We start from the raw sequence: 23,493 nt of genomic DNA, 5'->3' as shown, positions 1-23,493 counted from the left end.
GTCAGACCGCGACGGGGGCCCGCCGCACGGCCGGCGTCGGCTGCGGGGTGCCGCGCAGGTGGGCGATGGTCGCGCGCAGGTAGGCGACCTCGCGCGTCAGCGAGGCGACGGTCTCGCCGTCGTAGTCGTACGACATCTCGCGTGGCATGACCACGACTCCGCAGCAGGGGCACGTCGTCGGGGCGTTCATCCTCGTCACCTCGGTGCTCACGTTCCGGTGGGTCACGGGTCCTGTCGGCCCGGCACCCTCCAGTCTTCGCGTCCGCCGACGGCCGGGCACTGTGTCCGCCCACAGAGATCACGGCGGTGGCGTTGTGTCCCGGCACAGCGTGCGCCGGACGCTGCGCCGGATGCCGCGTCAGGCTCCCTCGACCAGTCGAGCGCGCCACGCGTCGAGGTCCGCGTCGGAGACGCCGGCCGCCCGGAACGGCGCGCGGGGGTCGTCGTCGAGCTGGTCCAGCACGGGCTCGAGGTGCGCGAGGTCGACGCCGACGCGCTCCGGGTCGGCACCCGGTGCGGCCGAGCCCTGGAGGACCAGGCGGTCGCGCAGGGCGACCCGGTGGTCGTTGGTGGCGGCGAAGTCCGCGGCCACGACGTCGCGCGGGACGCCGGCGGCGCGCAGCAGCAGTGCCACCGCGACGCCGGTGCGGTCCTTGCCCGCCGCGCAGTGCACGAGCAGCGGACCCGGCCCGTGCGCGGCCACGCGGACCAGCGCGGGCAGCCATGCCTCGCCGATGCCCAGAAGGAGCATGTACAGCTCGTCGAGACCGCGGCGCTGGCGGCTCTCCGGCGGCGCGTCTCGCATGAGCACCTCGGGGGCGAGGGCCTGGATCAGCGGCAGCGGCGTCAGCTCGCTGCGGAGGGCGACCAGCGGGTGCGGCCGCCCGTCGAGCTCCTCGGGGTTGCGCAGATCGATCACGCTGCCGGGCGGCCAGGCGAGCCCGCCGGGGCCGTGCGTCGTGGCGTCGTCGGCGAGCGGGGCGTCGGAGCGCCACAGCACCCCGGGCCGCGTGCGCAGGCCGTCGACGGTCGGCATCCCGCCGACGTCGCGGAGGTTGGCGAGGTGGCGGACGTCCGGGAGGTCTCCGGTGTCGGGGACGTTCAGGTCCGTGCGCGTCGCGGGCACCGGTGTTCTCCTTCGTCGGGACCTCCATGGTCCCGCGCCCGACCGCCGTGCCCGGCCCGTGGTGCGCGACCTCACCTCCCGGGTGCCAGGGTGATCCCGTGGAGGGTGACGACACGCTCGTGCTGCGGGCGCCCCGCCCGTCCGACGAACCGGTGGCCCGCGAGGCCCAGGCCGCCCTCGCCGCGGACGGGTTCGACTTCGGTCTGCGCCCGGACACCGAGCCCTGGCTGGCCTACCTGGACCGGCTCCAGCGCGAGCACCGCGGCGCGGACCTGCCGCCGGGCCGGGTGGCGTCGACGTACCTCTACGGCGAGGTCGACGGACGGGTCGTCGGCCGCACGTCGATCCGGCACACGCTCACCGACACGCTGCGCGCCGAGGGCGGGCACATCGGGTACGCGGTGCTGCCCGCCGAACGCCGCCGCGGGTACGCGACGGCGATCCTGCGCCGCAGCCTCGAGGTCGCCCGCGACCTCGGGATCGGCCGGGTCCTCGTCACCTGTCGCGAGGACAACGCCGGCTCGCTGGCCGTGATCGCGCGCTGCGGCGGCTGGCCCGATCCCGAGTGGCCGGTCAACCCCCACGGCCCGGGCGGCGTGCCCCTGCGGCGGTTCTGGATCGACTGAGCGGCGGGAGCTCTCCACTTCGATCTCTCGGGAGTGTCGTGAGAGTGGGACGGCCTGGGGAGTGACCCGGCAACTCTGACGGCACTGTCGAGAGATCGATCTGGCGAGCTCGGAGACGGTCGGAGCAGCGGCGCCGTGCCGCTGTGCGAGCAACGCCCTCTACGCGCGGCTCGGGTTCGTCCGGGTGGTCGACGTCGTGGACGCGGCCCTCGTCCCGGTGGCGCGGAAGAACGTGTAGCTGAAGGTCCCGCCGGGCCCGGTGGTGCGCAGGAGGTCGCGCACGCCGGCGTCGAAACGCTCGGGCGTGATCAGTCCGGCGGCCAGGGCCGGTTCGCGCACCCCGGCGACCATCGGGGTGAAGGTCCGGCGCACGAGGCTGTCGGCCAGGTCGGGACGCCCGGCGTGGGCGTGGGCGGTGCGGGGCACCACGGTGACGTCGTCGAACCCGGCCGCCGCGAGCAGCGGGTGGAGGCGCCGGCCGATCCCGGCGTCGCCCCCGGCCTGGCGCTGGAGCACCTCCTGACATGCGATGACGGCGCGGGCGTCGTCCGAGTCGGGGTGGAACGAGGTGGCGCCGTGGTCGCCCTCGACCACGGTGATCGTCCCGCCGGGCCGCAGCACGTGGCGCAGCGCGGCGAGGGCCTCCTCCGGGCGGGGAAGGTGCTCGAGCAGGAAGAACACGACGACGTGGTCGACGGTCCCGGGCGGCACCGGCGGGTCGTGGACGTCGCCGGCGCGCACGTCGACCCGCCCCGCGAGGCCGGCCGCCTCGACGCGGGCGCGGGCGGCGGCCACCTGCGTCTCGGTGAGGTCGATCGAGGTGAAGCGGGCGCCGGGGCTGCGCGCGGCGAGCACGACCGTCTGCGCGCCGACCCCGCAGCCGGGCTCGAGGACGTGGGCACCGTCGGGGAACGTGACGCCGTCGTGCAGGAGGTCGGCGAGGGTGGCGGCCTGGTCGCGCAGCCGCGTCGCCTCGGACTCGTGGTAGCCGTGGACGTAGGACCCGATCATGGTCATCTCCCGGAGCACGGTGGACAGGACGTCGTCGCCGGTGTCCGCGAGGACCTCGGCGAGGCGGTCGCGCACCGTCCGGCGCCGGCGCAGGTCGGCGTCCACCCCCGCGAGGTGGGCGCGCAGCGTCGCCGCCGGGTCGGGGTCGGTGCCGTCGAGCAGCGCGGCGACCCGGTCGAGCCGCAGGCCCAGCGCGCGCAGGGTGATCGCGCGGTGCAGGCGCACGACGTCGTCGGCGTCGTACAGGCGGTGGCCCGCCGGGGTGCGCGACGGCGAGACGACGCCCCGCTCGTCCCAGTGGCGCAGCACCCGCACCGACAGCCCGGTGGCCTCGGCGAGCTCGCCGACCGTCCGCCCGCGCGTCATGGGAGGAACGCTAGGACCTCACACCGTGAGAGGAGCAAACGTCCACTCAAGGTTGACGATCAACGGTTCGTCAACCTACAGTGGACGCATGCCGCCGACCAACGTCCGCCTCGACGACCTCATCAACGCCATCACCTCGGTCCACTCCGACGCCCTCGAGCAGCTCCAGGACGCGGTGCTCGCCGCCGAGCACCTCGACGAGGTCGCCGACCACCTCATCGGCCACTTCGTCGACCGCGCCCGGCGTTCCGGGGCGTCGTGGACCGACATCGGCAAGCGCATGGGCGTCACGAAGCAGGCCGCCCAGAAGCGGTTCGTGCCGAAGGGGTCCGGCGAGATCGACCCCGAGGAGGGCTTCAGCCGCTTCACCCCGCGCGCCCGCAACGTCGTGGTGAAGGCCCAGGAGGAGGCCCGGTCGGCGGAGAACGCCGAGATCACGCCGGCGCACCTCGCGCTCGGGCTGCTCCACGAGCCCGAGTCGCTGGCGGTGGTGACGATGACGGCGCTCGGCGTCGCCCCGGCGACGGTCCGGCGCACGCTGCTCGGCACCCTGCCGGCCCGGTCCGACGAGATCGGCGCGCTCATCCCCTTCGACGGCGCGGCCAAGAAGGTGCTGGAACTGACGTTCCGCCAGGCGCTGCGGCTCGGGCACAACTACGTCGGCACCGAGCACATCCTGCTCGCGCTGCTCGAGCACGAGGACGGGGCGGGCACGCTCACCGGCCTCGGCCTGGACCGCGAGGCCGTCGAGGGCCACGTCGTGCGGATGCTGTCGAGCCTGTCGGGTGCATCGGAGGACCCCGGGACGCCTCAAACCCCGTAGATCCGCGTCGGCGTCACGAGGACCGCCGCCCGCCGCTCGCGCGCCATCGTCGCGTCGTACTCGATCCAATCGTCGTGCGTCCCGCCGGCGGCCGTGAAGACCTCGCGCAGCAGGGCGGGGACATCGTCGACCCCGGTGAGGGCGTCGTCCGGCCCGGCGATCTCGGTGGCGCCCTCGACGGTCGTCCAGCGCCACCCGGCGCGCACCGTCACCGTCATCCGCGGTCGGGCGCGGAGGTTGGCGAGCTTCACCGATCCGCCCGCGGCCACGAGCGCCACGATCGGCGTCCCGTGCACCGGGTGGTCCATCACGCCGGCGTTGACGACGGACGACTGGATCGAGCCGTCGGCCCGCGCGGTCGACACCACGACCAGGAAGTGCTCACCGGCGGCTCGCTCGCGGAAGTCGTCGAGGTCCATGGCGTGAGCCTGGCACGCGGTCAGTCGAGAGCGAAGCCGAACGGCAGTTCCAGCCGGTGGGCGCGCAGGAAGTCGGCGTCGGCGAGCAGGTCGCGGGTGGGGGCGTCCGCGACGACGACCCCGCCGTCGATCACCACCGAGCGCGGGCAGAGCTGCAGCGCGTACGGCAGGTCGTGGGTGACCATGAGCATCGTCCGGTCGAGACCCAGCAGGACCTCCGCGAGCTCGCGGCGCGCGACGGGGTCGAGGTGGGTCGAGGGCTCGTCCAGCACGAGGATCTCGGGATCGCACGCGAGGACCGTGGCCAGGGCGGCACGCCGGCGCTGCCCGCCCGAGAGGTGCATCGGTGAGCGGTCGGCGAGCTCGGCCACGCCGACGGCCTCGAGCGCCTCCTTGACCCGCAGCGCCAGCTCCGGCTCGGTGACCCCGAAGTTCGCAGGCCCGAACGCCACGTCGTCGGCGACGGTCGGCATGAACAGCTGGTCGTCGGGGTCCTGGAAGACGATGCCGACGCGCCGGCGGATCTCCTGCACGTGCTCGCGGGTGACCTCCATCCCCCCGACGCGCACGGTGCCCGCGCCCGCCCGGTGCACGCCGTTGAGGTGCAGCACCAACGTCGTCTTGCCCGCCCCGTTCGGCCCGAGGAGGGCGACCCGCTCGCCGCGCTCGATGCGCAGGTCCACGCCGAACAGGGCCTGGTGGCCGTCGGGGTACGCGAACGCCAGCCCCGAGACCTCGAGGGAAGGGACCGTCACCAGGCCCAGTATCCGGACATCGCGAGCAGCGCCGCGGCGACGGCCGGCACCAGGGCCACCGACCAGGTCGCCGTCGACGCGGACGCCGTGGTGAACGCCGGCATCGTCCCGGTGTAGCCGCGGGAGAGCATCGCGAGGTGCACGCGCTCGCCGCGCTCGTAGGAGCGCAGGAACAGCGCCCCGACCGACCGCACCGTCGCCCCGAGCTGCCAGACGAAGCGCGGGTCGTGGCCGCGGGAGACGCGGGCGAGGCGCATCCGCCGGGCCTCGGCGGCGATGACCTCGAGGTAGCGCAGCATCAGCGTCGCGATCACGCACACCATCGACGGCACGCGCAGCCGCGAGAGCCCGGAGACGAGGTCGCGCAGCGGGGTGGTGGCGGCGAGCGTGACCGAGACGAGCACGCCGAGCGTGCCCTTGACCAGGATGTTCCAGCCGGCGAGCAGGCCGTCGACGGCCAGCGACATCCCCATCCACTCGACCCGCGGGCCCGTCGCGAAGAACGGCAGCAGCACGGCGAGCACCACGAACGGCGCCTCGATGAGCGCCCGCGCCGCGAGCCACCCGGGCGGGATGCGGGCGACCGTCCACACCCCGACGAGCAGCAGGAACTGCAGCCCGAACACCGCGAACGCCTCGCGCGGCGTGGCCACCACCGCCAGGACGAAGACGAAGGCCACCACGATCTTCACGTGGGCGGGCAGACGGTGGACCACCGAGTCGCCGGCCCGGTAGAGCGGGTGGGCGTGACCGGCACCCACCGCTACTCGACCCGGCTGGGCGTCTCGTCCTTCGACGACCGCCGTCGCAGGACCCAGAACAGGCCCCCGGCCACGATGAGGGTGACGAGCACGCCGATCACGCCCGCGATCCCGGTCGTGCCCTCGGAGCCACCGACCGTGTAGTCGGCGAGCGGGCTGCCGGCCGTGGCGTGCTCGCCGGCGTTCTGCGCGATGCACGTGCCGCCGACGGGCTCGCCGGCCTCGTCGAGCTCACAGCCGGTCTGCGTCACGGCGTCGAGGCCGTCGGGGCTGCTGCTCGCGGCGTAGGAGACGACGCCGGCCAGCAGCAGGGCGACGACGAGGAAGCCGGCGTAGAACGCCACGGGGAGCTTCTTCACGACCGCACTCCCTGGTTCTTGATCGTCAGCGACGGCACGGCACCCCGCGTCAGGTTGACGAGGTCCGGGCGCACGGCCGCGACGGCGCCGACGGTGAGCGCGGTGATGATCCCCTCGCCGATGCCGATGAGGGCGTGGAACCCGGTCATCAGCCCGAACACCGTGCCGAGCGCCAGGCCCTGCCCTCCGATCGCGTACTCGAGCACGAAGCCCAGCGACGCGACGACCGTGTTGACCCAGGCGGCGACGAACGCGACGACCACGAGGCCGCCCCGGCTGCGGGTGGCGACGCGGCGCAGTGCCACGGCGACGCCGTAGCCGACGAAGGTGCCGATCAGCGCCATGTTCGTGATGTTCATGCCGAGCGCGGAGAGACCGCCGTCGGCGAAGAGCAGCGCCTGGAGCAGCAGCACGATCGACACGCAGATCGCCCCGACGTAGGGGCCCACGAGGATCGCGCACAGCGCGCCGCCGAGCAGGTGACCGCTGACGCCCGGGAGGATCGGGAAGTTCAGCATCTGGACCGCGAACACGAACGCGGCGACCAGGCCGGCCATCGGCGCGGTGCGGTCGTCCAGGTCACCGCGGGCCCGGGCGACGCAGACGGCCAGGCCGAGCACGGCCACCAGCCCGAAGATCACCGAGGTCGGTGCGTTCACGATCCCGTCGCTCATGTGCATGGCGACGAGGTCGGTGTGCGGTTCCACGACTCACCCCCGCGTCCGGCGTGGCGCCACCCGGACGGGCGACGCCGGTCAGTGTGTCGCAGGAGGGTCGTTGTCGCACTACTCCTGCGACAACCGTGTACTGGCCGAACGGAGGGTGTGCGAGGACCGTCGTTCTGTTCGCCCGGTTCGGGCATGCTGGCCGGGCGCCGAGAGAGGGAGGGTCCCCATGGCACAGCAGCGGACCACGTGCGCGGTCGTCGGCGGCGGGCCCGCCGGGATCGTCCTGGGACTGGTGCTCGCGCGGGCCGGGGTCGAGGTCACCGTGCTGGAGAAGCACGGCGACTTCCTGCGGGACTTCCGCGGTGACACCGTCCACGTCTCGACGATGACGCTGATCGACGAGCTGGGCCTCTGGGACCGCTTCGCCGAGCTGCCGTGGAAGCCGATCGAGCAGGCGCGGGTCGTCCTCGACGCGGGCCCGGCGACGGTCGCCGACCTGTCCCGGCTCCCGGTCCGGCACCCGTTCATCGCGATGGTCCCGCAGTGGCACCTGCTCGACATGCTCGCCGCGGCCGCCGAGGAGGAGCCGACGTTCACCCTGCTGCGCCACGCCGAGGTGACGGACCTGCGCCGGCGCGGCGGCCGGGTCACCGGGGTGCGGTGGCGCGACCGCACCGGGGACACCGGGGACACCGAGCACGACCTGGCCGCCGACCTCGTCGTCGCCTGCGACGGGCGCAGCTCCCGCGTGCGCGACCTGACGGGCCTCCCGCTGCGTGACCACCCCGTCCCGATGGACGTGTGGTGGTTCCGGCTGCCGCGCGGGGAGGGCGCCGACCCGGCGGGCGGTCTGGGGCGCGTCACGGAGGGCCGCTTCGTGATCATGCTCGACCGCGGCGACTACTACCAGGTCGCCTACCTCATCCCGCGCGGCGCGGACGCCGAGCACCGGCGGCAGCCGATCCAGACCCTGCGCGACGACCTGCGGGAGCTGCACCCCTGGCTCGGCGACCGCGTCGACGGCGTGGCGTCCTGGGACGACGTGAAGCTGCTGCGCGTCACCCTCGACCGGCTGCGGCGCTGGTCGGCGCCCGGCGTGCTCTGCCTCGGCGACGCCGCGCACGCGATGTCCCCGGTCGGCGGCGTGGGAATCAACCTCGCCGTGCAGGACGCCGTGGCCGCCGCGCGGCTGCTCGCGCCGGTGCTCGCGGCCGCACCCGCCGACCCGGCCGCGGTCGACCGCGCCGCGGCCCGCGTGCAGCGCCGGCGCTGGTGGCCGACCTGGGCGACCCAGACCGGCCAGCGCATCGCCCACCGCGGCGTCATCGCCGCGGTGCTCGGCGAGAGCGAGCAGGCGCCCGGCCGCGAGCGGTTGCCGCTGCCGCTGCGCCTGCTGCAGCGCGTGCCGGCGCTCCAGGCGATCCCGGCGTACCTGGTCGGGGTCGGCGTGCTGCCCGAGCACGCGCCGTCCTGGGCGCGCCGGGACGCTCAGCCGGCGAGCGCGAAGAACTCCAGCGCGTTGCCGTCGGGGTCGACGAACGACAGCGCCCAGCCGTAGTCGGCCTCGACGACGCCGCTGTGCACGACCCCGATCTGGTCGAGGTGGGCCTGCCACGCGGAGACGGCGGCGCGGTCGGCGCAGGAGAACCCGACGTGGTCGAGGCCGGGCGCGACGACGTCGAACGTGTCGCCGGAGCGGGCGCCGTCGTGCGCGGTGAGCCCGAACAGCTGCCCGCCGGCGAGCGCGAAGACCTTCCGCTCGAACGGGCCGTCGGACAGCGTCATCGCCGGCTCCACGCCGAAGAGGCGCTCGTACCAGGGCTGGCTCGTGGCCAGGTCGGTCACCGAGAGCGCGACGTGGGAGATGGAGGGGAGTTCGGGCACGGCGCCAAACCTAGTCCGCGCGGACCGGGAAGTGGATCGGCCCGCGCAGCACCGTCGCGACGCGGGGCTCGATCTTCCCGGCGGGCCGTAGGCGCGGCATCCGCTCGGCGAGCATCTCCAGCGCGACCTCGCCCTCCATGCGGGCCAGGGCGGCGCCGAGGCAGTAGTGCGCGCCGCCGGAGAACGCCAGGTGCGTGGTGGTCTGCTCGCGGCGGGGGTCGAAGCGGTCGGGGTCGGGGTGCGCGGCCGGGTCGCGGCCCGCACTGGCGAGCAGGACGAGCACGCCGGAGTCACGACGCAGCCTCCGGCTGCCGATCTCCACGTCCTCGTGCGCGAACCGCGCGGTGAGCTGGACGGGCGGGTCGAAGCGCAGCGTCTCCTCGACGGCACCGGCCGCGAGCCCGGGGTCGGCGGCCAGGTCGTCCCAGGTGCCCGTGGCCTGGAGCGCGCGCACGGCGTTGCCGACGAGGTTCGTCGTCGTCTCGAAGCCGGCGACGAGCAGCAGCTGGGCGAGCGAGACGAGCTCGTCGAGGGTCAGCGTGTCCTCGTCGAGGGCCGCGACGAGCTGGGAGATCACGTCGTCGCCGGGGTCGGCGCGGCGGCGCTCGACGAGGTCGGCGAACAGCGCCCGCAGGTCGGCCGTGGCCCGGGACAGCGCGTGCGCGTGGCGCACGGAGCGGACTCCGTCGAGCGCCGCGCCCAGCGCCCGGCCCCAGCGGGCGAAGCGCGGGGTGTCGACGTCGGGGATCGCGAGCAGCTCGGCGATGACGCTGATCGGCAGCGGCGCGGCGAGGTCGGTGGTGAGGTCGAACGTCCCCCGGGCTGACCGTTCAGTGGCGTCGTCGAGCAGGCGGCCGGTGACGGCCCGCGCCGTCTCGCGGTACTGCGCGAGGCGCTTCGGGGCGAACGTCGGCTGGGCGAGGCGACGCAGCCGCGTGTGGTCGGGGGCGTCGAGGGCGAGCAGCGAGAGGTCGATCGGCTCGATCAGCGCGGTGCCCGGGTCGGTCGGGTCGGCGTTGCTCGCCGAGCCGGCGTCGTCGGTGGGGTCGAACGGCATCCGCCCGTCCGCGAGCCGCACCCCGAAGCGGCGGTCGCGCAGGACGGCCGTGCAGGCCTCGTGCGTGGCGACGGCGTTGATGCCGGTGCGGCTGCGGGCCACGCCGCCCGTCTCCGCCGCCGCGGCGCGCAGCCGGGCGTAGGTCGGGTACGGGTCGAGGCGCCAGGGCTTGTGCATGAGCCGGGCGACGGGGTCGCCGCGCAGCGCCAGGGCGAGGCCGCCGGCGCGCATCACGGCGATGCGCGTGCCCAGGCGGAGGTCGGCGCGCCACCGCGGCATCGCCCGCCGTGTCACAGGTGGGGGTGCCTGATCCGTCGTCACTGTGTCGTCGCCTCCTCGGACGGGCGGCGGGTACCCGCCGTACCGTGGCGCACCGGTCCCGACCACCGGTGCGGAGCGTCACGTCCGGTCCGCTGGACCGGGCAGGACCCGGCGCGGAGGGTGAGAACGGACGGCCCCACGATGCCACCGGGCCGCCGACGGGACCGACACGACAGGAGGCGGGACGTGACGAGCACCAGCGCGGCTCGACGCCCGTCCACCGAGGGCGCCACCGATCCGGTCCGCCTGCTCCGGTCCTGGGCGCCCGGCGAGGGCTCGTGGTTCTCGGGTCCGCGCGGCGCGATGCTCACCCGCGGCGTCCGCGCCCGCCCGCCGTCGGCCGACCCGGACGCCGTCCTGGCCTGCCTGCGCGAGGTCGGCACACGATCGGGATCGCCCGCGGTCGCGGTCGGCGCGCTGCCCTACGACGCCACCGCGAGCGCCCACCTCGTCGTCCCCGAGCACGTCGAGCGCGCGGGCGCGCTCGGCGCCGTGCTGACCGCCGAGCAGGCCCACGCCCCGGTCACGGGCGTCGCCCGGCCGGTGCCCGAGCCCGCGCGCTACGAGGCGATGGTCGCCGAGGCCCTGGCGCGCATGGAGGCCGGTCCGCTGGAGAAGGTCGTGCTGGCCCGGACGCTCGAGGTCCTCGCCGACCGGCCCGTCGACACCGTCCCCATGCTGCGCGCCCTGGCCCGTCGCGACCCGCGCCTCTACCTGTTCGCCGTCGACCTGCCCCCCGCGCGGACGGGCACCCCGCGCACGCTGCTCGGCGCGAGCCCCGAGCTGCTGCTCGCCCGCGACGGACACCACGTGAGGGTCAATCCGCTGGCCGGCTCCGCCGCCCGGTCGACCGATCCCGCCGAGGACCGCCGCCGCGGCGAGGCCCTGCTCGCCTCGGCGAAGGACCGCCACGAGCACGCACTGGTCGTCGACGACATCGTCGAGCGCCTGCGCCCCCTCGTCGACGACCTCGAGGTGCCCGACGGCCCGTCGCTGGTCGCCACCGCGACGCTGTGGCACCTGTCGACGACGGTGCGGGCGCGCGTGGCCGACACCGAGGTCTCCGCCCTGCACCTCGCGCAGGCCCTGCACCCGACCCCGGCGGTGTGCGGCGTCCCGCGCGCCGACGCCGCGGGCGCCATCGACGAGATCGAGCCGTTCGACCGCGGCTTCTACACCGGCACGGTCGGCTGGACCGACGCTCGCGGCGACGGCGAGTGGGTCATGGCGCTGCGCTGCGGCGAGGTGGAGGGCGACCGGGTCCGGCTCTGGGCGGGCGCGGGCATCGTGCCCGCCTCGTCCCCGCCCGACGAGCTCGCCGAGACCACCGTGAAGCTGCGGACCCTGCTCGACGCGCTGGGCCTCGACGAGGGCTGAGTGGGGGCGGGGCTGAGCGGGGTGAAGACCTGGGACGAGCTCCGCGACGGCCGCGAGCTCCTGCGCGACGACGACCTGCTTGTGCTCGACAAGCCCGCGGGCTGGTCGGTGATGGGCGAGCGCCACGACACCGACGTCGTCCGCCTGGCGCGCGACGCGGGCGAGACGCTGTGGCCCGCGCACCGGATCGACAAGGTCACCTCGGGGCTGGTGCTCTTCGCCCGCCGGCTGGAGGCGCACGGCGACCTGACCCGCCAGTTCAACGACCGCACCGTCGCGAAGACCTACCTCGCCGTCGCCACCGGCACCGGTCTGCCCGAGCGCGGGACCATCGATCTGCCGCTGTCGGTGGGCCGCAAGAACCGCGTGCGCATCGCGGCGCCGCGCGAGGCGATCACCCGCGACGGCGACGCCTGGACCGTCCCCGACGACGCCGTCCTGCCCGGCGACCACTACCCGTCGGCGACGGCCTTCGAGCGTCTGTGGGTCGGCGACGAGCGGACCCTGCTCGCGGTCACGCCGACGACGGGGCGCCGCCACCAGATCCGCGTGCACCTCGCCTGGATCGGCCACGCCCTCGTCGGCGACCCGCTGTTCGCGAAGAACCCGCCGACCCGCACCGGCCTGCACGCCTGGCGCCTGGCCTTCACCGGCCCGGACGGCACGCGCCACGAGCTCGAGGCGTCCCCGGGCGAGGACTTCCGCGAGCTCGCGCCGGCGTACGACTTCTCGTAGGGACGCTTCGATCTCCGAAGCACCTCGACGAGGCGGCCGTCGGTCAGGTCGGCGCCTCGGTCAGGCCAGCGCCTCGGCCATGTTCTCGATCGTCGCCCGCATCTCGTCGGGCGTGACCTCGCGGATCCGGTCGAGCAACGCCGGGTCGGTGACGTCCGCCCAGTCGTGGAAGTGGGTCACGGCGGTGCGATCGTCGCCCTCGGACGCGAGCTCCCAACCCCAGACGTGGCCCGACGGCCGCTCTCCGGGCTTCGCCGGCATCCAGGCCAGGGCACGGTCGGGCTCGTAGCGGACCACGTGGTTCTCGACCCGGTAGTGACCGCGCGTCGGGTTCTCCATCTCCATGACGAACACGTCGCCCTCCTCGGTGATCGCGAGGTGGGTGTGGGAGGCCCGCACCGTCCCGCTCCCGTCGATGTCGGGGTGACGGTCGGGGTCGGCGAGCAGGGCGAAGACCCGCTCGACGGGGGCGTCCACGGTCGCGGTGACCGAGATCTGGGTGTCGCTCACGCCGTCGATCGTGTCAGGTCCCCCCGCGGGGTACTCGGGGCGCATGGGCACCCCGGAGAGCACCCCGGAGATCACACTCCACCGCGGCGACATCACCGCGGCCGAGGTGGACGCCGTCGTCAACGCGGCGAACTCCGGCTTGATGGGGGGCGGGGGCGTCGACGGGGCCATCCACCGGGCCGGCGGCCCGGCGATCCTCGAGGCGTGCCGCGAGCTGCGGCGCACCACGCTGCCCGACGGCCTGCCGACCGGTCGGGCGGTCGCGACCACCGCGGGGGACCTGCCGGCGCGGTGGGTGATCCACACCGTCGGCCCGGTCTACGCGAAGTCCCAGGACCGCTCGCACCTGCTCGCCTCGGCCTACCGCGAGTCGCTGCGGGTGGCCGACGAGATCGGCGCCGCGACCGTCGCGTTCCCTGCGGTATCCGCGGGCGTCTACGGGTGGCCGCTCGACGACGCCGCCCGGATCGCCCTGACGGCCGTGCGGGAGGCGAAGACTGCCGTGCGCGAGGCGCGGTTCGTCCTCTTCAGCGACGAGGTCTACGCGGCGTTCGCCCGAGCAGCCCAATCGAATGGGTGAATCGTCCCGGTGTGTCCGCAGCGTCTGCGCGGACGACGTGCCAGACCCACAGCGGTTGCGCCACGAACCGGTGTAGGTGACGTGCGACGGACCACCTGAACAGTCCGTGACCCCGCCGTCACCGAGTCGTTGTGCCCCACAGATCGCCGGTGACAACCGCGGTCCTCCCGTCCGGGCAGCGGACGGGGGTGTGCGGCGAGCGAGGGGCAGGACGCATGTCGGGTAGGCATCGCAGGGGGGCGCAGCGCGGGGTGCCGACCGGACGGGTCGCGGTCTCGGTGGCCGCCGTCGGTCTGGGCGTGCTGCAGCTGGGTGGGATCGCCTCGGCCGCACCGACTGCGGGGGGCGGCGGGATCGACGGGACGTCGTGCACCGACGCCCGCATCAAGGCCTGCGTCGACCTCTCCGAGAACCGCGCCTGGCTGCTCGACGGCCGGGGCGACGTCGTCCACGGGCCCGTGGTCAACAGCCACGGCTCCGAGGGACACGAGACCCCGACCGGCGATTTCGTGATCCAGCGCAAGGAGCGCCACCACGTCAGTCAGGAGTACGAGGGCGCGCCGATGCCGTACGCCGTGTTCTTCGACAACAGCGGCCGGGCGTTCCACGGGGGCAGCACCGAGCGTCAGTCGGCCGGGTGCGTGCGCCTCGGCATGGAGGACGCGAAGCAGTTCTTCGAGCACCTGAACCCGAACGACCGGGTCCAGATCGTCGAGTGAGGCCGTCCGGGCGCCCTCGATCCTGATCGGTGCGGCCGGGCGCGACGGGACGAGGGGCACCCGAGGGGGGTGCCCCTCGTCCCGCCGTGTGTCAGGCCCGGTGTGTCAGGCCCGGCGGCGCAGCACGAGTGCCGCGGCGCCACCGACCACGACGATCGCGATCACGACGAAGACCCACGCGGGCACCCCGCCGCTCCCGGTGTCGGGGCCCGCGGAGGCCGCCGGCGAGGGAGGCGCGGAGCCGTCGGAATGACCCGAGTGGTCGGCCGGCGCCGCCTGGGCGGGAGCGCCGGTCGTCGCGGCGGCTGCGGGCGCGGACGGAGTCGTGAGGTCGAACGTCACCGAGCCGCTCACCGGGTGGCCGTCGCTGGAGACGATCCGGTAGCCGATCTCGTACTGCCCGGCCTGCGGCAGCGCGCCGACGGGCACCGACACGACCTTGTCCCGCACGGTGGCCGCGCCCTGCTCGTGGCGGGCGCCGTCGGGGCCGACGACGGTCAGGGCCGCGCCCTCGGGCTGCGGGGTCTCGTCGAAGGTCACCGAGACCTGGGTGGGCGCGGTCGGGACGGTCGAGCCGTCGGCCGGGTCGCTTCCGGTGATCACGTCGTGTGCACTGGCCGTGCCCGCGGTGAGCAGGAGGACGGTCAGGGCGAGGAGGCCGGTCACCAGGACGGCGAGCGGACCTCGACGGTGGGTGCGGGCGGACGGGGTCCGCGGTGTGGGCATGAGGGGGTCCTTCCGGGTCGGGGTGGCGTCGCGGCGCGGACCGGGCGGAACCCGGTCCGGTGCGGCGACGGCGGACCCCGACGCGGGTGGTGCCCCACGGCCGCGCGGCGGACCCGGGCGGCGCGCGCCGGTCGGGCGGCCACGGGCGTCGCCGCGGCCGGAGCGGGCGGCGGCCCGTCGAGCAGGCGGGCCCAGACGGCGACGCGTCGCAGGTGACGGCGGGCGGCGCGGGCGAGGGCGCGGTCGGCGTGGACGATCCCGCCGGCGACCAGCACCGCGACGGCCAGGTGCGCGACGACCATGCCGGGCCCGGCGCCGGACCCGGCCGCGTGGTGGTCGTGGCCCGCGGCGTCGCCCGGCAGCGCCAGGTGGAGGGCGAGCTGCCCGCCGGCGAGGACGGCGGCGAGGCGGGCCACGGAGTGCGGGCGGGCGCCCAGCAGGGCGGTGCCCAGCGCGACGGCGCCGACGACGGCGATCGCGGGCGGGCCCGCGAGGACGGGTCCGCCGGCCTCCCCGTGCGCGGCGACCCCGAGGACGGCCGCGACGAGACCGAGCAGCACGGCGCGCGCCGGGGTCGCTCGGTCGGGGGTCACGGCACCCCACGGTAGCCCGCGGCGCACGGTGCGCAGCCCCGGACGCCCTGTGCGCGGACGTCGTGCCCACAGCCACGACATCCGCTCACATGGCGCGGAGGAAGGCGGCGATCTCGGCGACGGCCTGCAGCGAGGTCCGGGGCGTCAGGGTCGCGGTCGCGACGTAGCCGTGCGCGGCGCCCAGGTAGCGGGTGTGGCGCACCGGCACCCCGGCCGCGTCGAGGGCCTCGACGTAGCGCTCGCCGTGGTCGCGCAGGGGGTCGTGCTCGGCGGTCTGCACCAGCGCGGGCGGGAGGCCGGCGAGCTCGGCACGCAGCGGCGACGCGTACGGGTGCGTGCCGTCGGCGCCCGCGAGGTAGAGCTGGTGGAAGCCGCGGATGTCGGCGGCGGAGAGGATCGGGGCGACGGGGATCGCCCGCTCGGAGGGCAGCACGTCGACCATCTCGGTGCCCGGGTAGACGAGGACCTGCGCGGCGATCGCCGGCGCGTCGCGGCCGTCGAGATGGCCGTCGAGACGCCGGTCGCGGGCCATCAGGCACACGACCGTCGCGAGGTTGCCGCCCGCGCTGTCGCCCATGACCGCGACGCGCGTGGGGTCGAGGCCCCAGGCGCGGGCGTCGGCGACGAGCGCGGCCACGGCGTCGTAGCAGTCCTGCGCGGGCACCGGGAACGTGTGCTCCGGCGCGAGGCGGTAGTCGACGGAGACCACCACGACCGAGCCCTCGCGGGCCACGTGCGCGCAGAACCACTCGGACTGGTCGAGGTCGCCCTGCACGAAACCGCCGCCGTGGAAGTTGACCACTACGGGCGCGGGGGACGCGCTGCCCGCGGGCCGGTAGACGCGCACCGGCAGCCCCTCGGGCACGGCCGCAGTGGGCAGGTGGGCGTCGATGATCGTCACGTCGCGGGCCGCCGGACCGATGACCACCCGGCCGAGCGGGCCGTGCTGCAGGCGCAGCACGGCCTCCCGGGCGGCGGGGACGGCGGCGGGGGCGAGGTGGGCCACCGAACCGCCGAGGTGGCGGCGCAGGGCGCCGAGGAGACGGAGGCCGAGAGGGAGGCGCACGCCGGGGAGCCTTGCCCACCGGGCGAGCGCCCGTCACGTCAGGCCGCAGGTGTCACACCTGGGCGGTCACCTGGACGTCGATGTTGCCCTGCGTCGCCTTCGAGTACGGGCACAGCTCGTGGGCGCGGGCGGCGAGGCGGTCGGCGGTCTCCTGGTCGGCGCCGGGCAGGTTGACGGTGAGCCACACCTGGAGCCCGAAGCTCGTGGCGTCCGGGCCGATCCCGACCTGAGCGTCGACGCTGGAGGAGTCGACGTCGACCTTCTCCTGGCCGGCGGCCAGCTTCAGGGCCTGGTGGAAGCAGGCCGCGTAGCCCGCGGCGAAGAGCTGCTCGGGGTTGGTCGCCCCGCCCGGCCCGCCCATCTCCTTGGGCATCGCCATGTCCTGGTCGATGATGCCGTCCGACGAGCGGACGTGGCCGTTGCGGGCGTCGCCGGACGACGTGGCCTCGGCGGTGTACTTGATGTCCATACGACCCGGCGTACCCGCCATGGCGTCGCCACGTGAGTGAGATGGGTCGCCCTGACGACGCGGATCGCTCACGTGGCCGTCGGCCATCGCGGCGGACGCTTCTCCAGGAACGCCCCGATGCCCTCGCGGCCCTCCGGGGAGAGCCCGCGCTCGCCGATGCTCGCGGCCTCGGCGTCGAGGTGGGCGTCGGTGAGCACGCCGCCGGCCCGGCGCACCAGCCGCTTCGTCGCGGCGAGCGCCTCGGACGGGCCGGCCGCGATCCCCCCGGCGATGCCGTCGGCCGCGAGGCGCAGGTCCTCGTCGGCGACGACGCGCGACGCCAGGCCGCAGGCCAGCGCCTCGGCGGCGCCCATCGGCGCGTTGGTGAGGAACATGTCCATCGCCCGCGCCCGCCCGACCGCCGCGGGCAGCAGCGCGGTCATGCCGCCGTCGGGGGTCAGCCCGATCGCCGTGTACGCCGGCCGCAGCCGGGCGCCCGCGCCGAGCACGATGAGGTCACCGGAGAGCGCCAGCGACAGCCCGATGCCCGCCGCCCAGCCGTTGACGGCGACGACCACGGGCGCGGCGAGGTCGAGCAGGGCCCGCTGACCGGCGTGGACGGCGTCGGCCAGCTCGGAGAGGCTGCGGTCGGGCTCCGCGGCGAAGCCGGAGATGTCGCCGCCGACGCAGAAGTTCGCGCCCTCGGCGACGATCTCGACGCAGCGGGCGTCCCGGGCCGGGCCCGACAGGGCCGCGAGGAACTTCCGGCCGAACGCGTGGTCGACGGCGTTGTGACGCTCGGGGCTCGCCAGCACCAGCCGGCACACGCCGTCGGACTGCTCGACCCGGATCCGTTCGGGGTCACTCACGGGCACTCCCCTCGTTGCGCACGGGCCCGGCGATGCTGCCACGCTCGACCCCACCAGCACCGGCCGAGATGATCGAGGGACGACAGACGTGCCCGACCTGCACATCCCCGCCTCCGCGGGCAGTCACCAGGCTGCGTTCCTCGCCGTGCCCCCGGTCGGCGACGGCCCGTTCCCCGGCGTCGTCGTCCTGCAGGACGCGTTCGGCCTGCGAGGAACGCTGCGCGAGCACACCGAGCGCCTCGCCGCCGCGGGCTACCTCTCGGTGGCGCCCGCCCTCTACACCGCCCGCGGCGGAGGACCCCGCTGCATCGCGGCGACGATGAGGTCGATGACCACGAACACCGGTCCGGTGTTCGACGACATCGAGGCGGCGCGCCGCTGGCTCGCCGGCCGCGAGGACTGCACGGGCCGCGTCGGCGTCATCGGGTTCTGCCAGGGCGGCGGCTTCGCGCTCATCTCGGCGGCGCGCCACGACTTCGCCGCGGCCGCCCCGAACTACGGCCGGGTGCCCGATGACGCCGAGCGCGAGCTCGAGGGCATCTGCCCCGTCGTCGCGAGCTTCGGCGGCAAGGACCCGTCCCTGAAGGGCCACCCCGAGCGTCTCGAGTCGGCGCTCACCGCCCTCGGCGTCGAGCACGACGTGCGCACCTACCCCGACGCCAACCACAGCTTCCTCGAGCCGATGCCGCCGCCGCTGGCGGTCTTCGGGCTGGGCCTGCACCGCCCGTCGGCCGAGGACGCCTGGGGCCGCATCCTGCGGTTCTTCGACACGCACCTGCGCCGGGAGACCGCATGACCGAGGACCTCGAGAGCTACCTCATCGACATGGACGGGGTGCTCGTCCACGAGGAGAACGCCCTGCCGGGTGCCGACGACTTCATCCGCCGCCTCGGCGAGGCCGGCAAGCAGTTCCTCGTGCTGACCAACAACTCGATCTACACCCCGCGCGACCTGCAGGCGCGCCTGCACGCGAGCGGCATCGACATCCCCGCGTCGTCGCTGTGGACGAGCGCGCTCGCGACCGCGCAGTTCCTGAACGACCAGCGTCCGGGTGGCAGCGCGTTCGTCGTCGGCGAGGCCGGGCTGACCACGGCCCTGCACGACATCGGCTACATCCTCACCGACCGCGATCCCGACTACGTCGTCATCGGCGAGACCCGGACCTACTCGTTCGAGGCCATCACCCGCGCGATCCGGCTGATCCAGGGCGGGGCCCGCTACATCGTCACCAACCCCGACGCGACGGGCCCGTCGCCCGAGGGCACGCTGCCCGCCGCCGGCTCCGTGGCCGCGCTGATCACCCACGCGACCCGCAAGGACCCGTACTTCGTCGGCAAGCCCAACCCGCTGATGATCCGCGCGGGACTCAACACCATCGGTGCGCACTCCGAGACCACCGCGATGATCGGCGACCGGATGGACACGGACATGGTGGCCGGGATGGAGGCCGGGCTGCACACGATCCTGGTGCTGTCCGGGGTCACCGACCCGGCCGAGATGGACCGCTATCCCTACCGCCCGAACCAGGTGGTGCAGAGCGTCGCCCACCTGGAGGTGGGCGTGCGGGGCTGACCGGGTACTTCGCGGACATGCCGGAGGACTACGAGGACCTGCCGTCCACGCTGCAGCGCTCGCCCGAGAGTGCGCGCAAGACCTACGCCGAGGCCAAGGAATCCGCCGAGGGAACCTATGGCGCCGGCGAGCGCGCGAGTCGCACAGCGTACGCGGCGCTCAAGCACACCCACGAGAAGGTCGGCGACCACTGGGAGCCCAAGGAGGAGAAGGGCCCCTCGGACTCGCGTGCCGAGAGCGGCGGGGCGAACCCCAGCGGCGAGCCCGGCGGCGGCGTCGACGCCAACGCCAGCAAGGAGCACCTCTACGAGCGCGCCCAGCAGCTCGGCGTCGAGGGCCGCTCGACGATGGACAAGGACGAGCTGGTCGACGCCATCCAGAAGGCGAACGACAGGGAGACGCGCAAGGCCCGGGGTGACTGAACCGGCCGTTCCCGCCGCCGACCCTGCCGACCCCCCGCCCACCACCCGCCCGTCGCTGGGCTGGCTCGAACTCGGCGTCGCGACCCTGTCCTACCTGGTCGTCCAGCTGGCCCTGGCCGTCGTGGCCGGCCTGCTCTCCGAGGGCGTCCCGCCCGCCCCGGTGCTCGTGGCGATCGCGGGCGTCTCGGCGCTCGCGGCGGTCGCGATCGCGCTCTCGCTGCGGGTGCGCTCGCTCGCCGCCGTCGGGCTGGTCCGCGTCCCCGTGCGCACGGTGCTCGCCGGCGTCGGACTCGGCGTGGTCGTGTGGCTGGTCTCGCGCGCCCTGATCCTCGCCTACGTCGCGATCACCGGGGACACGTCGGACCCGCAGGCCGCGCTCACCCTCTTCAGCGGCCCGGTGGCCGCGACCCTGGTCGTCCTCATCGGGGGGCTCGTCGTCCCGCTCGGTGAGGAGCTGCTCTTCCGGGGCGTGGGCTACGGCGTCCTGCGCCGCCTCGGGCAGGTCGTCGCCGTCGTGCTCTCGGCCGGGGTGTTCGCGCTGGCCCACGGCCTCAACGTCGTGTTCGCCGCCGCGCTGCTGCTCGGCGTCGTCAACGCCGTGCTCTACGAGCGCACCGGCTCGATCTGGCCGCCGGTCGCCGCTCACGCGACGTTCAACCTCATCTCGTTCGCGCTGGTGCTGGCGGTCGGCGGCCAGACCTAGACCGGACTCAGTTCGTCTGCTCGGTCGGCCGGACGAGCACCTCGTTGACGGCGGCCCGCGCCGGGCGCGTGATCATCCACACGACGGCGTCGGCGATGTCGTCCGCGTGCAGCAGACCCAGCTCGGAGGCCTGCGAGGCGTCCGGCTTGTTCTCGTCGCCGGTGTTGGTGAGCTCGGTGTCGACCAGCCCGGGCTCGACCAGCCCGACCCGGACGTGCTGGTCGGCGAGCTCCTGGCGCAGCGCCTCGGAGAACGCCCCGACGGCGTGCTTGGTGGCCGCGTAGACGTTGCTGCCGGGCCCGGTCACCGAACGCCCGGCGACCGAGCTGACCGTCACGACGTCGGCGATCCCGCGCGAGCCCCTGGACGCGGCCTGCGCCAGGTGCCCGAGGGCGGCGTGGGTCGTCGAGAGGACGCCGTGCAGGTTGACGTCGACCATCTTCTGCCACTCGGCGAGGTCGGCGTCGCGGGCGAGGTCCATCGAGCCGTAGCCGGCGTTGTTCACCAGCACGTCGACGCCCCCGTGCTCGGCAGCGGCCTCGTCCACGGCGGCGCGCACCGCGTCGGCGTCGGCGACGTCGACCTCGTGCACGCTCGCGCTGCTCCCGAGCTCGCCCGCGAGGTCCTCGAGCTTGTCCCGCCGCCGGGCGAACAGCGCCACGGCGGCGCCCTCGGCCGCCAGCGCGCGGGCGGTGGCGTTGCCGATGCCGCTCGAGGCACCGGTCACGATCGCGGTGGTCCCGTCCAGTCGTCCTGTCATGCGACCGGGCGTACCCGGTGGCGTGCCGGCTAACGGGTCTGTCCGGTCGGCCGGACGAGCATCTCGTTGACCGCGGCGCGGCGCGGGCGCGTGACCATGTACACCACGGCGTCCGCGATGTCCTCGGCCTCCATGAGGCCCAGCTCCATCGAGGACTCCGCGTCCTGGGCGGCGCCGTTGTCCTCGGTGAGCTCGCTGCGCACCAGCCCCGGCTCGACGAGCCCGACGCGCACGTGGCGCCCGGCGAGCTCCTGGCGCAGGGCCTCGGAGAAGGCGCCGACGGCGTGCTTCGTCGCGGCGTAGACGTTGGCCGCCGGGAAGGCGACCTTCCGCCCGGCGACCGACGAGATCGTGACCACGTCGGCGATACCCCGCGCGCCCTCGGCGGCCTTCACGAGGTGCGGGAGCGCGGCGTGCGTCGTGCCCAGCACGCCGCCCACGTTGACGTCGACCATGCGCCGCCACTCGGCGAGATCGGCCTCGGCGGCGGGCGTCATCGACCCGTAGCCCGCGTTGTTCACCAGCACGTCGACGCCGCCCAGGTCCCGCACGACCTCCTCGACGGTGTTCGCGACGGCCTCGTCGTCGGTGACGTCCACCTCGTAGGCCACGGCCCGGTCGCCGAGCTCGCCGGCCAGCGATTCGAGCCGGTCGCGGCGCCGTGCGAGCAGTGCCACCCGCGCTCCCGCCGAGGCCAGCGCCCTCGCGGTCGCCTCGCCGATCCCGCTGGACGCGCCCGTCACCACGGCCGTCGTGCCCTCGAGCGGTGTGCTCACGCGGTCCTCCCCACATCGATGCCGGTCACCGAGGAGGCGTACCCGGGGCCCCGAGGTGGAACCCGACCCCGTGAGCACTCCCACCGACACCGCCATCGAGATCCACGACCCCGCGACCGGGGAGTTCGTGGGCAGCGTCCGCCCCGCGGGCCCCGACGAGGTCGACGCCGCCGTGGGCCGGGCGCGCACCGCCCGCGACGCCTGGGCCCGCACGGCGCCCGGCGACCGCGCCGGCCTGGTGCGCGACGCCGCCGGGGCGCTGCGGGGCGTCGCCGAGGAGTTCGCGCGCCTCAACGAGACCGAGACCGGGCGGCCCTACGACGACGCCCTGGGCGGGGTGCTGGCCGCGGCCGGGACGCTCGAGCAGTGCGCCGAGCTGGGCCCGTTGCACCGCGGGCGCTCGCTGCAGGGCTCGTGGGACGCGACCGACCTCATGGTCCCCGAGCCCCGCGGGGTCGCCGCGGTGATCACACCGTGGAACGACCCGGTGGCCGTGGCCGGCGGCCTGATCGGCGCGGCGCTCGTCACCGGCAACACCGTCGTGCACAAGCCCAGCGAGCGCTGCCCGCACCTCGGGCGGCGCTTCGCCGAGCTCGTCGCGTCCTTCCTGCCCGAGGGCGTCCTCGAGATCGTCGACGGGGCGGGCCCGACGGGCGCCGCGCTGTCCGGGCACCCGTCGATCGACCTCGTCGCCCACGTCGGCTCGATCAACGCCGGGCGCGCCATCCGCCAGGCCGCCGCAGGCACCGGCGCGCACGTCCTGCTGGAGAACGGCGGCAACGACCCGTTCGTGGTCGACGCCGACGTCGACCCGCGCTGGGCCGCCGAGCAGGCGGCGCTGGGCTCCTACGCCAACGGCGGCCAGGTGTGCGTCTCCGTCGAGCGCATCTACTGCGCCGCGGCGATTGCCGAGCCGTTCCTCGACGCGCTGGCCGAGGAGGCCGCGCGTTGGGTCTACCGGCCCTCGGCGGCGGGCGAGAAGGCCCTCGGCCCCGTGGTGGACCGCCGGCACCGCGAGCACGTCCACTCCCACGTCGCCGCCGCGATCGAGGACGGTGCGCGGGTGCACGCGGGCGGGTTCGTGCCCGAGGGCGAGGGCGCCTTCTACCCGGCGACCGTGCTCTCGGGGCTCACGCCGGCGATGACGATCCTGCGCGAGGAGACCTTCGGGCCGGTGGCGCCGGTCCGGGTGGTCGAGGACTTCGCCCACGGGCTCGCCGAGGCGATCGACGACCCGCACGGACTCGCCGCGACCGTGCTCACCGGCAGCATCGCCCACGCCCAGCAGGCCTGGCGCGAGCTCCCCGTCGGCACCGTGAAGATCAATTCGGTGTTCGGCGGCGCGCCGGGCGGGGCGGCCGAGCCGCGCGGGGTGTCGGGGTCGGGTTTCGGCTACGGGCCGGAGCTCCTCGACGAGATGACCACCACCAAGGTGGTCCACTGGTCGCCACTTCCGTGAGC

At 75.0% G+C, this 23,493-nt stretch carries 30 protein-coding genes; 12 read left to right on the top strand and 18 right to left on the bottom strand.

Annotation, left to right across the window (positions count from 1 at the left end; all coding sequences use genetic code 11):
* Window position 1: 1 nt before the first annotated feature.
* Both OG774_RS16945 and OG774_RS16940 read right to left on the bottom strand, forming a co-directional pair.
* Window positions 2-148, bottom strand: a complete 147-nt coding sequence (locus tag OG774_RS16945) for a hypothetical protein (RefSeq protein ID WP_274195888.1) — start codon at window positions 146-148, stop codon at window positions 2-4.
* Between the two features lie 210 nt (window positions 149-358).
* Window positions 359-1,126, bottom strand: a complete 768-nt coding sequence (locus OG774_RS16940) for a tyrosine-protein phosphatase (protein WP_328302508.1) — start codon at window positions 1,124-1,126, stop codon at window positions 359-361.
* Window positions 1,127-1,224: 98 nt separating this feature from the next.
* Between OG774_RS16940 and OG774_RS16935 the strand changes: the two genes are divergently transcribed.
* Window positions 1,225-1,752 carry a GNAT family N-acetyltransferase gene (locus OG774_RS16935; RefSeq protein WP_328302506.1) on the top strand — a complete coding sequence of 176 codons (528 nt, stop codon included), beginning with the start codon at window positions 1,225-1,227 and terminating at the stop codon, window positions 1,750-1,752.
* A gap of 159 nt (window positions 1,753-1,911) precedes the next feature.
* Here the strand turns inward: OG774_RS16935 and OG774_RS16930 are convergent, their stop codons facing one another.
* Window positions 1,912-3,129, bottom strand: a complete 1,218-nt coding sequence (locus tag OG774_RS16930; protein WP_328302504.1) for a methyltransferase domain-containing protein — start codon at window positions 3,127-3,129, stop codon at window positions 1,912-1,914.
* Window positions 3,130-3,217: 88 nt separating this feature from the next.
* Here OG774_RS16930 and OG774_RS16925 point away from each other — a divergent pair, with 88 nt between their 5' ends.
* Window positions 3,218-3,952: a Clp protease N-terminal domain-containing protein gene (locus OG774_RS16925; RefSeq protein ID WP_328302502.1), complete on the top strand. Its 735-nt coding sequence runs from the start codon at window positions 3,218-3,220 to the stop codon at window positions 3,950-3,952.
* Here the strand turns inward: OG774_RS16925 and OG774_RS16920 are convergent.
* Genes OG774_RS16920 through OG774_RS16900 form a run of 5 tightly spaced genes read right to left on the bottom strand, consistent with a single transcriptional unit; the run spans window position 3,940 to window position 6,926 of the window.
* A complete protein-coding gene (locus OG774_RS16920) occupies window positions 3,940-4,371 on the bottom strand; it encodes a TIGR03618 family F420-dependent PPOX class oxidoreductase (protein WP_328302500.1) in 432 nt (143 codons plus the stop codon). The two genes, OG774_RS16925 and OG774_RS16920, sit on opposite strands and share 13 nt — an antisense overlap.
* A 20-nt stretch (window positions 4,372-4,391) precedes the next feature.
* Window positions 4,392-5,126, bottom strand: a complete 735-nt coding sequence (locus OG774_RS16915) for an energy-coupling factor ABC transporter ATP-binding protein (RefSeq protein ID WP_442873883.1) — start codon at window positions 5,124-5,126, stop codon at window positions 4,392-4,394.
* Window positions 5,123-5,887 carry a cobalt ECF transporter T component CbiQ gene (gene cbiQ / locus OG774_RS16910; protein ID WP_274195894.1) on the bottom strand — a complete coding sequence of 255 codons (765 nt, stop codon included), beginning with the start codon at window positions 5,885-5,887 and terminating at the stop codon, window positions 5,123-5,125. Before cbiQ ends, OG774_RS16915 begins: the two co-directional genes overlap by 4 nt.
* A gap of 2 nt (window positions 5,888-5,889) precedes the next feature.
* On the bottom strand, window positions 5,890-6,246 hold the full coding sequence (locus OG774_RS16905) for a PDGLE domain-containing protein (protein WP_328302494.1): 357 nt from the start codon (window positions 6,244-6,246) through the stop codon (window positions 5,890-5,892).
* Entirely contained in the window at window positions 6,243-6,926 is a 684-nt protein-coding gene (locus tag OG774_RS16900) for an energy-coupling factor ABC transporter permease (protein WP_328310995.1), read from the bottom strand. The genes OG774_RS16905 and OG774_RS16900 overlap by 4 nt, the downstream gene beginning before the upstream one ends.
* A gap of 214 nt (window positions 6,927-7,140) precedes the next feature.
* On the opposite strand from OG774_RS16900, the gene OG774_RS16895 reads away from it, so the two are divergent.
* A complete protein-coding gene (locus OG774_RS16895) occupies window positions 7,141-8,472 on the top strand; it encodes an FAD-dependent oxidoreductase (protein WP_328302492.1) in 1,332 nt (443 codons plus the stop codon).
* Here the strand turns inward: OG774_RS16895 and OG774_RS16890 are convergent.
* The gene (locus OG774_RS16890) at window positions 8,403-8,798 is read right to left on the bottom strand and encodes a VOC family protein (RefSeq protein ID WP_328302490.1); all 396 of its coding nucleotides are present in this window, start codon (window positions 8,796-8,798) and stop codon (window positions 8,403-8,405) included. The genes OG774_RS16895 and OG774_RS16890 overlap by 70 nt on opposite strands.
* 10 nt (window positions 8,799-8,808) lie before the next feature.
* The gene (locus tag OG774_RS16885; protein WP_328302488.1) at window positions 8,809-10,134 is read right to left on the bottom strand and encodes a cytochrome P450; all 1,326 of its coding nucleotides are present in this window, start codon (window positions 10,132-10,134) and stop codon (window positions 8,809-8,811) included.
* Between the two features lie 228 nt (window positions 10,135-10,362).
* Here OG774_RS16885 and OG774_RS16880 point away from each other — a divergent pair, with 228 nt between their 5' ends.
* Window positions 10,363-11,553: an isochorismate synthase gene (locus OG774_RS16880; protein ID WP_328302486.1), complete on the top strand. Its 1,191-nt coding sequence runs from the start codon at window positions 10,363-10,365 to the stop codon at window positions 11,551-11,553.
* The gene (locus tag OG774_RS16875; RefSeq protein WP_328302484.1) at window positions 11,554-12,288 is read left to right on the top strand and encodes an RluA family pseudouridine synthase; all 735 of its coding nucleotides are present in this window, start codon (window positions 11,554-11,556) and stop codon (window positions 12,286-12,288) included.
* A 60-nt stretch (window positions 12,289-12,348) separates the two neighbouring features.
* On the opposite strand, the gene OG774_RS16870 is transcribed toward OG774_RS16875, so the two are convergent.
* The gene (locus OG774_RS16870; protein ID WP_328302482.1) at window positions 12,349-12,798 is read right to left on the bottom strand and encodes an SRPBCC family protein; all 450 of its coding nucleotides are present in this window, start codon (window positions 12,796-12,798) and stop codon (window positions 12,349-12,351) included.
* A 43-nt stretch (window positions 12,799-12,841) separates the two neighbouring features.
* On the opposite strand from OG774_RS16870, the gene OG774_RS16865 reads away from it, so the two are divergent.
* Both OG774_RS16865 and OG774_RS16860 read left to right on the top strand, forming a co-directional pair.
* A complete protein-coding gene (locus tag OG774_RS16865; RefSeq protein ID WP_328310994.1) occupies window positions 12,842-13,378 on the top strand; it encodes an O-acetyl-ADP-ribose deacetylase in 537 nt (178 codons plus the stop codon).
* Between the two features lie 251 nt (window positions 13,379-13,629).
* Window positions 13,630-14,097: a L,D-transpeptidase gene (locus OG774_RS16860; protein ID WP_328302480.1), complete on the top strand. Its 468-nt coding sequence runs from the start codon at window positions 13,630-13,632 to the stop codon at window positions 14,095-14,097.
* Between the two features lie 105 nt (window positions 14,098-14,202).
* Here the strand turns inward: OG774_RS16860 and OG774_RS16855 are convergent, their stop codons facing one another.
* The 5 genes from OG774_RS16855 to OG774_RS16835 all read right to left on the bottom strand — a co-directional run bounded on the left by OG774_RS16855 (window position 14,203) and on the right by OG774_RS16835 (window position 17,799).
* A complete protein-coding gene (locus tag OG774_RS16855; protein ID WP_328302478.1) occupies window positions 14,203-14,763 on the bottom strand; it encodes a copper resistance CopC family protein in 561 nt (186 codons plus the stop codon).
* Window positions 14,760-15,416, bottom strand: coding sequence for a hypothetical protein (locus OG774_RS16850; RefSeq protein WP_328302475.1), 657 nt, complete (start codon window positions 15,414-15,416; stop codon window positions 14,760-14,762). Before OG774_RS16850 ends, OG774_RS16855 begins: the two co-directional genes overlap by 4 nt.
* A gap of 85 nt (window positions 15,417-15,501) precedes the next feature.
* On the bottom strand, window positions 15,502-16,482 hold the full coding sequence (locus OG774_RS16845) for an alpha/beta hydrolase (protein WP_328302473.1): 981 nt from the start codon (window positions 16,480-16,482) through the stop codon (window positions 15,502-15,504).
* Between the two features lie 52 nt (window positions 16,483-16,534).
* A complete protein-coding gene (locus OG774_RS16840) occupies window positions 16,535-16,951 on the bottom strand; it encodes an organic hydroperoxide resistance protein (protein WP_328302471.1) in 417 nt (138 codons plus the stop codon).
* A 68-nt stretch (window positions 16,952-17,019) separates the two neighbouring features.
* On the bottom strand, window positions 17,020-17,799 hold the full coding sequence (locus OG774_RS16835) for an enoyl-CoA hydratase/isomerase family protein (RefSeq protein WP_328302469.1): 780 nt from the start codon (window positions 17,797-17,799) through the stop codon (window positions 17,020-17,022).
* Window positions 17,800-17,887: 88 nt separating this feature from the next.
* Between OG774_RS16835 and OG774_RS16830 the strand changes: the two genes are divergently transcribed.
* Genes OG774_RS16830 through OG774_RS16815 form a run of 4 tightly spaced genes read left to right on the top strand, consistent with a single transcriptional unit; the run spans window position 17,888 to window position 20,496 of the window.
* The gene (locus OG774_RS16830; protein WP_328302467.1) at window positions 17,888-18,595 is read left to right on the top strand and encodes a dienelactone hydrolase family protein; all 708 of its coding nucleotides are present in this window, start codon (window positions 17,888-17,890) and stop codon (window positions 18,593-18,595) included.
* Window positions 18,592-19,371: an HAD-IIA family hydrolase gene (locus OG774_RS16825; RefSeq protein ID WP_328302465.1), complete on the top strand. Its 780-nt coding sequence runs from the start codon at window positions 18,592-18,594 to the stop codon at window positions 19,369-19,371. Before OG774_RS16830 ends, OG774_RS16825 begins: the two co-directional genes overlap by 4 nt.
* A gap of 17 nt (window positions 19,372-19,388) precedes the next feature.
* Window positions 19,389-19,793 carry a ChaB family protein gene (locus OG774_RS16820; protein ID WP_328302463.1) on the top strand — a complete coding sequence of 135 codons (405 nt, stop codon included), beginning with the start codon at window positions 19,389-19,391 and terminating at the stop codon, window positions 19,791-19,793.
* Entirely contained in the window at window positions 19,786-20,496 is a 711-nt protein-coding gene (locus tag OG774_RS16815) for a CPBP family intramembrane glutamic endopeptidase (protein WP_328302461.1), read from the top strand. Before OG774_RS16820 ends, OG774_RS16815 begins: the two co-directional genes overlap by 8 nt.
* A gap of 7 nt (window positions 20,497-20,503) precedes the next feature.
* Here the strand turns inward: OG774_RS16815 and OG774_RS16810 are convergent, their stop codons facing one another.
* Both OG774_RS16810 and OG774_RS16805 read right to left on the bottom strand, forming a co-directional pair.
* Complete coding sequence (locus OG774_RS16810) at window positions 20,504-21,256, bottom strand: SDR family oxidoreductase (protein ID WP_328302459.1); 753 nt, start codon at window positions 21,254-21,256, stop codon at window positions 20,504-20,506.
* Window positions 21,257-21,285: 29 nt separating this feature from the next.
* Window positions 21,286-22,032, bottom strand: a complete 747-nt coding sequence (locus OG774_RS16805) for an SDR family oxidoreductase (RefSeq protein ID WP_328302457.1) — start codon at window positions 22,030-22,032, stop codon at window positions 21,286-21,288.
* A gap of 70 nt (window positions 22,033-22,102) precedes the next feature.
* Here OG774_RS16805 and OG774_RS16800 point away from each other — a divergent pair, with 70 nt between their 5' ends.
* Window positions 22,103-23,491: an aldehyde dehydrogenase family protein gene (locus tag OG774_RS16800; protein WP_328302455.1), complete on the top strand. Its 1,389-nt coding sequence runs from the start codon at window positions 22,103-22,105 to the stop codon at window positions 23,489-23,491.
* Window positions 23,492-23,493 lie beyond the last annotated feature (2 nt).

It is taken from the genome of Actinomycetospora sp. NBC_00405 (genome assembly GCF_036044095.1).
Classification (GTDB): domain Bacteria; phylum Actinomycetota; class Actinomycetes; order Mycobacteriales; family Pseudonocardiaceae; genus Actinomycetospora; species Actinomycetospora callitridis.
Note: the sequence above shows the minus strand (reverse complement) of the source record. Positions and strands in the feature narration are given on the sequence as shown.

Coding starts and splice junctions, on each gene's coding strand:
- OG774_RS16895 (WP_328302492.1), top strand. CDS start 7,141: ATGGCACAGCAGCGGACCACGTGCGCGGTCGTCGGCGGCGGGCCCGCC.
- OG774_RS16820 (WP_328302463.1), top strand. CDS start 19,389: ATGCCGGAGGACTACGAGGACCTGCCGTCCACGCTGCAGCGCTCGCCC.
- OG774_RS16900 (WP_328310995.1), bottom strand. CDS start 6,926: ATGCACATGAGCGACGGGATCGTGAACGCACCGACCTCGGTGATCTTC.
- OG774_RS16810 (WP_328302459.1), bottom strand. CDS start 21,256: ATGACAGGACGACTGGACGGGACCACCGCGATCGTGACCGGTGCCTCG.
- OG774_RS16865 (WP_328310994.1), top strand. CDS start 12,842: ATGGGCACCCCGGAGAGCACCCCGGAGATCACACTCCACCGCGGCGAC.
- OG774_RS16920 (WP_328302500.1), bottom strand. CDS start 4,371: ATGGACCTCGACGACTTCCGCGAGCGAGCCGCCGGTGAGCACTTCCTG.
- OG774_RS16925 (WP_328302502.1), top strand. CDS start 3,218: ATGCCGCCGACCAACGTCCGCCTCGACGACCTCATCAACGCCATCACC.
- OG774_RS16885 (WP_328302488.1), bottom strand. CDS start 10,134: ATGCCGCGGTGGCGCGCCGACCTCCGCCTGGGCACGCGCATCGCCGTG.
- OG774_RS16930 (WP_328302504.1), bottom strand. CDS start 3,129: ATGACGCGCGGGCGGACGGTCGGCGAGCTCGCCGAGGCCACCGGGCTG.
- OG774_RS16825 (WP_328302465.1), top strand. CDS start 18,592: ATGACCGAGGACCTCGAGAGCTACCTCATCGACATGGACGGGGTGCTC.
- OG774_RS16840 (WP_328302471.1), bottom strand. CDS start 16,951: ATGGACATCAAGTACACCGCCGAGGCCACGTCGTCCGGCGACGCCCGC.
- OG774_RS16945 (WP_274195888.1), bottom strand. CDS start 148: ATGCCACGCGAGATGTCGTACGACTACGACGGCGAGACCGTCGCCTCG.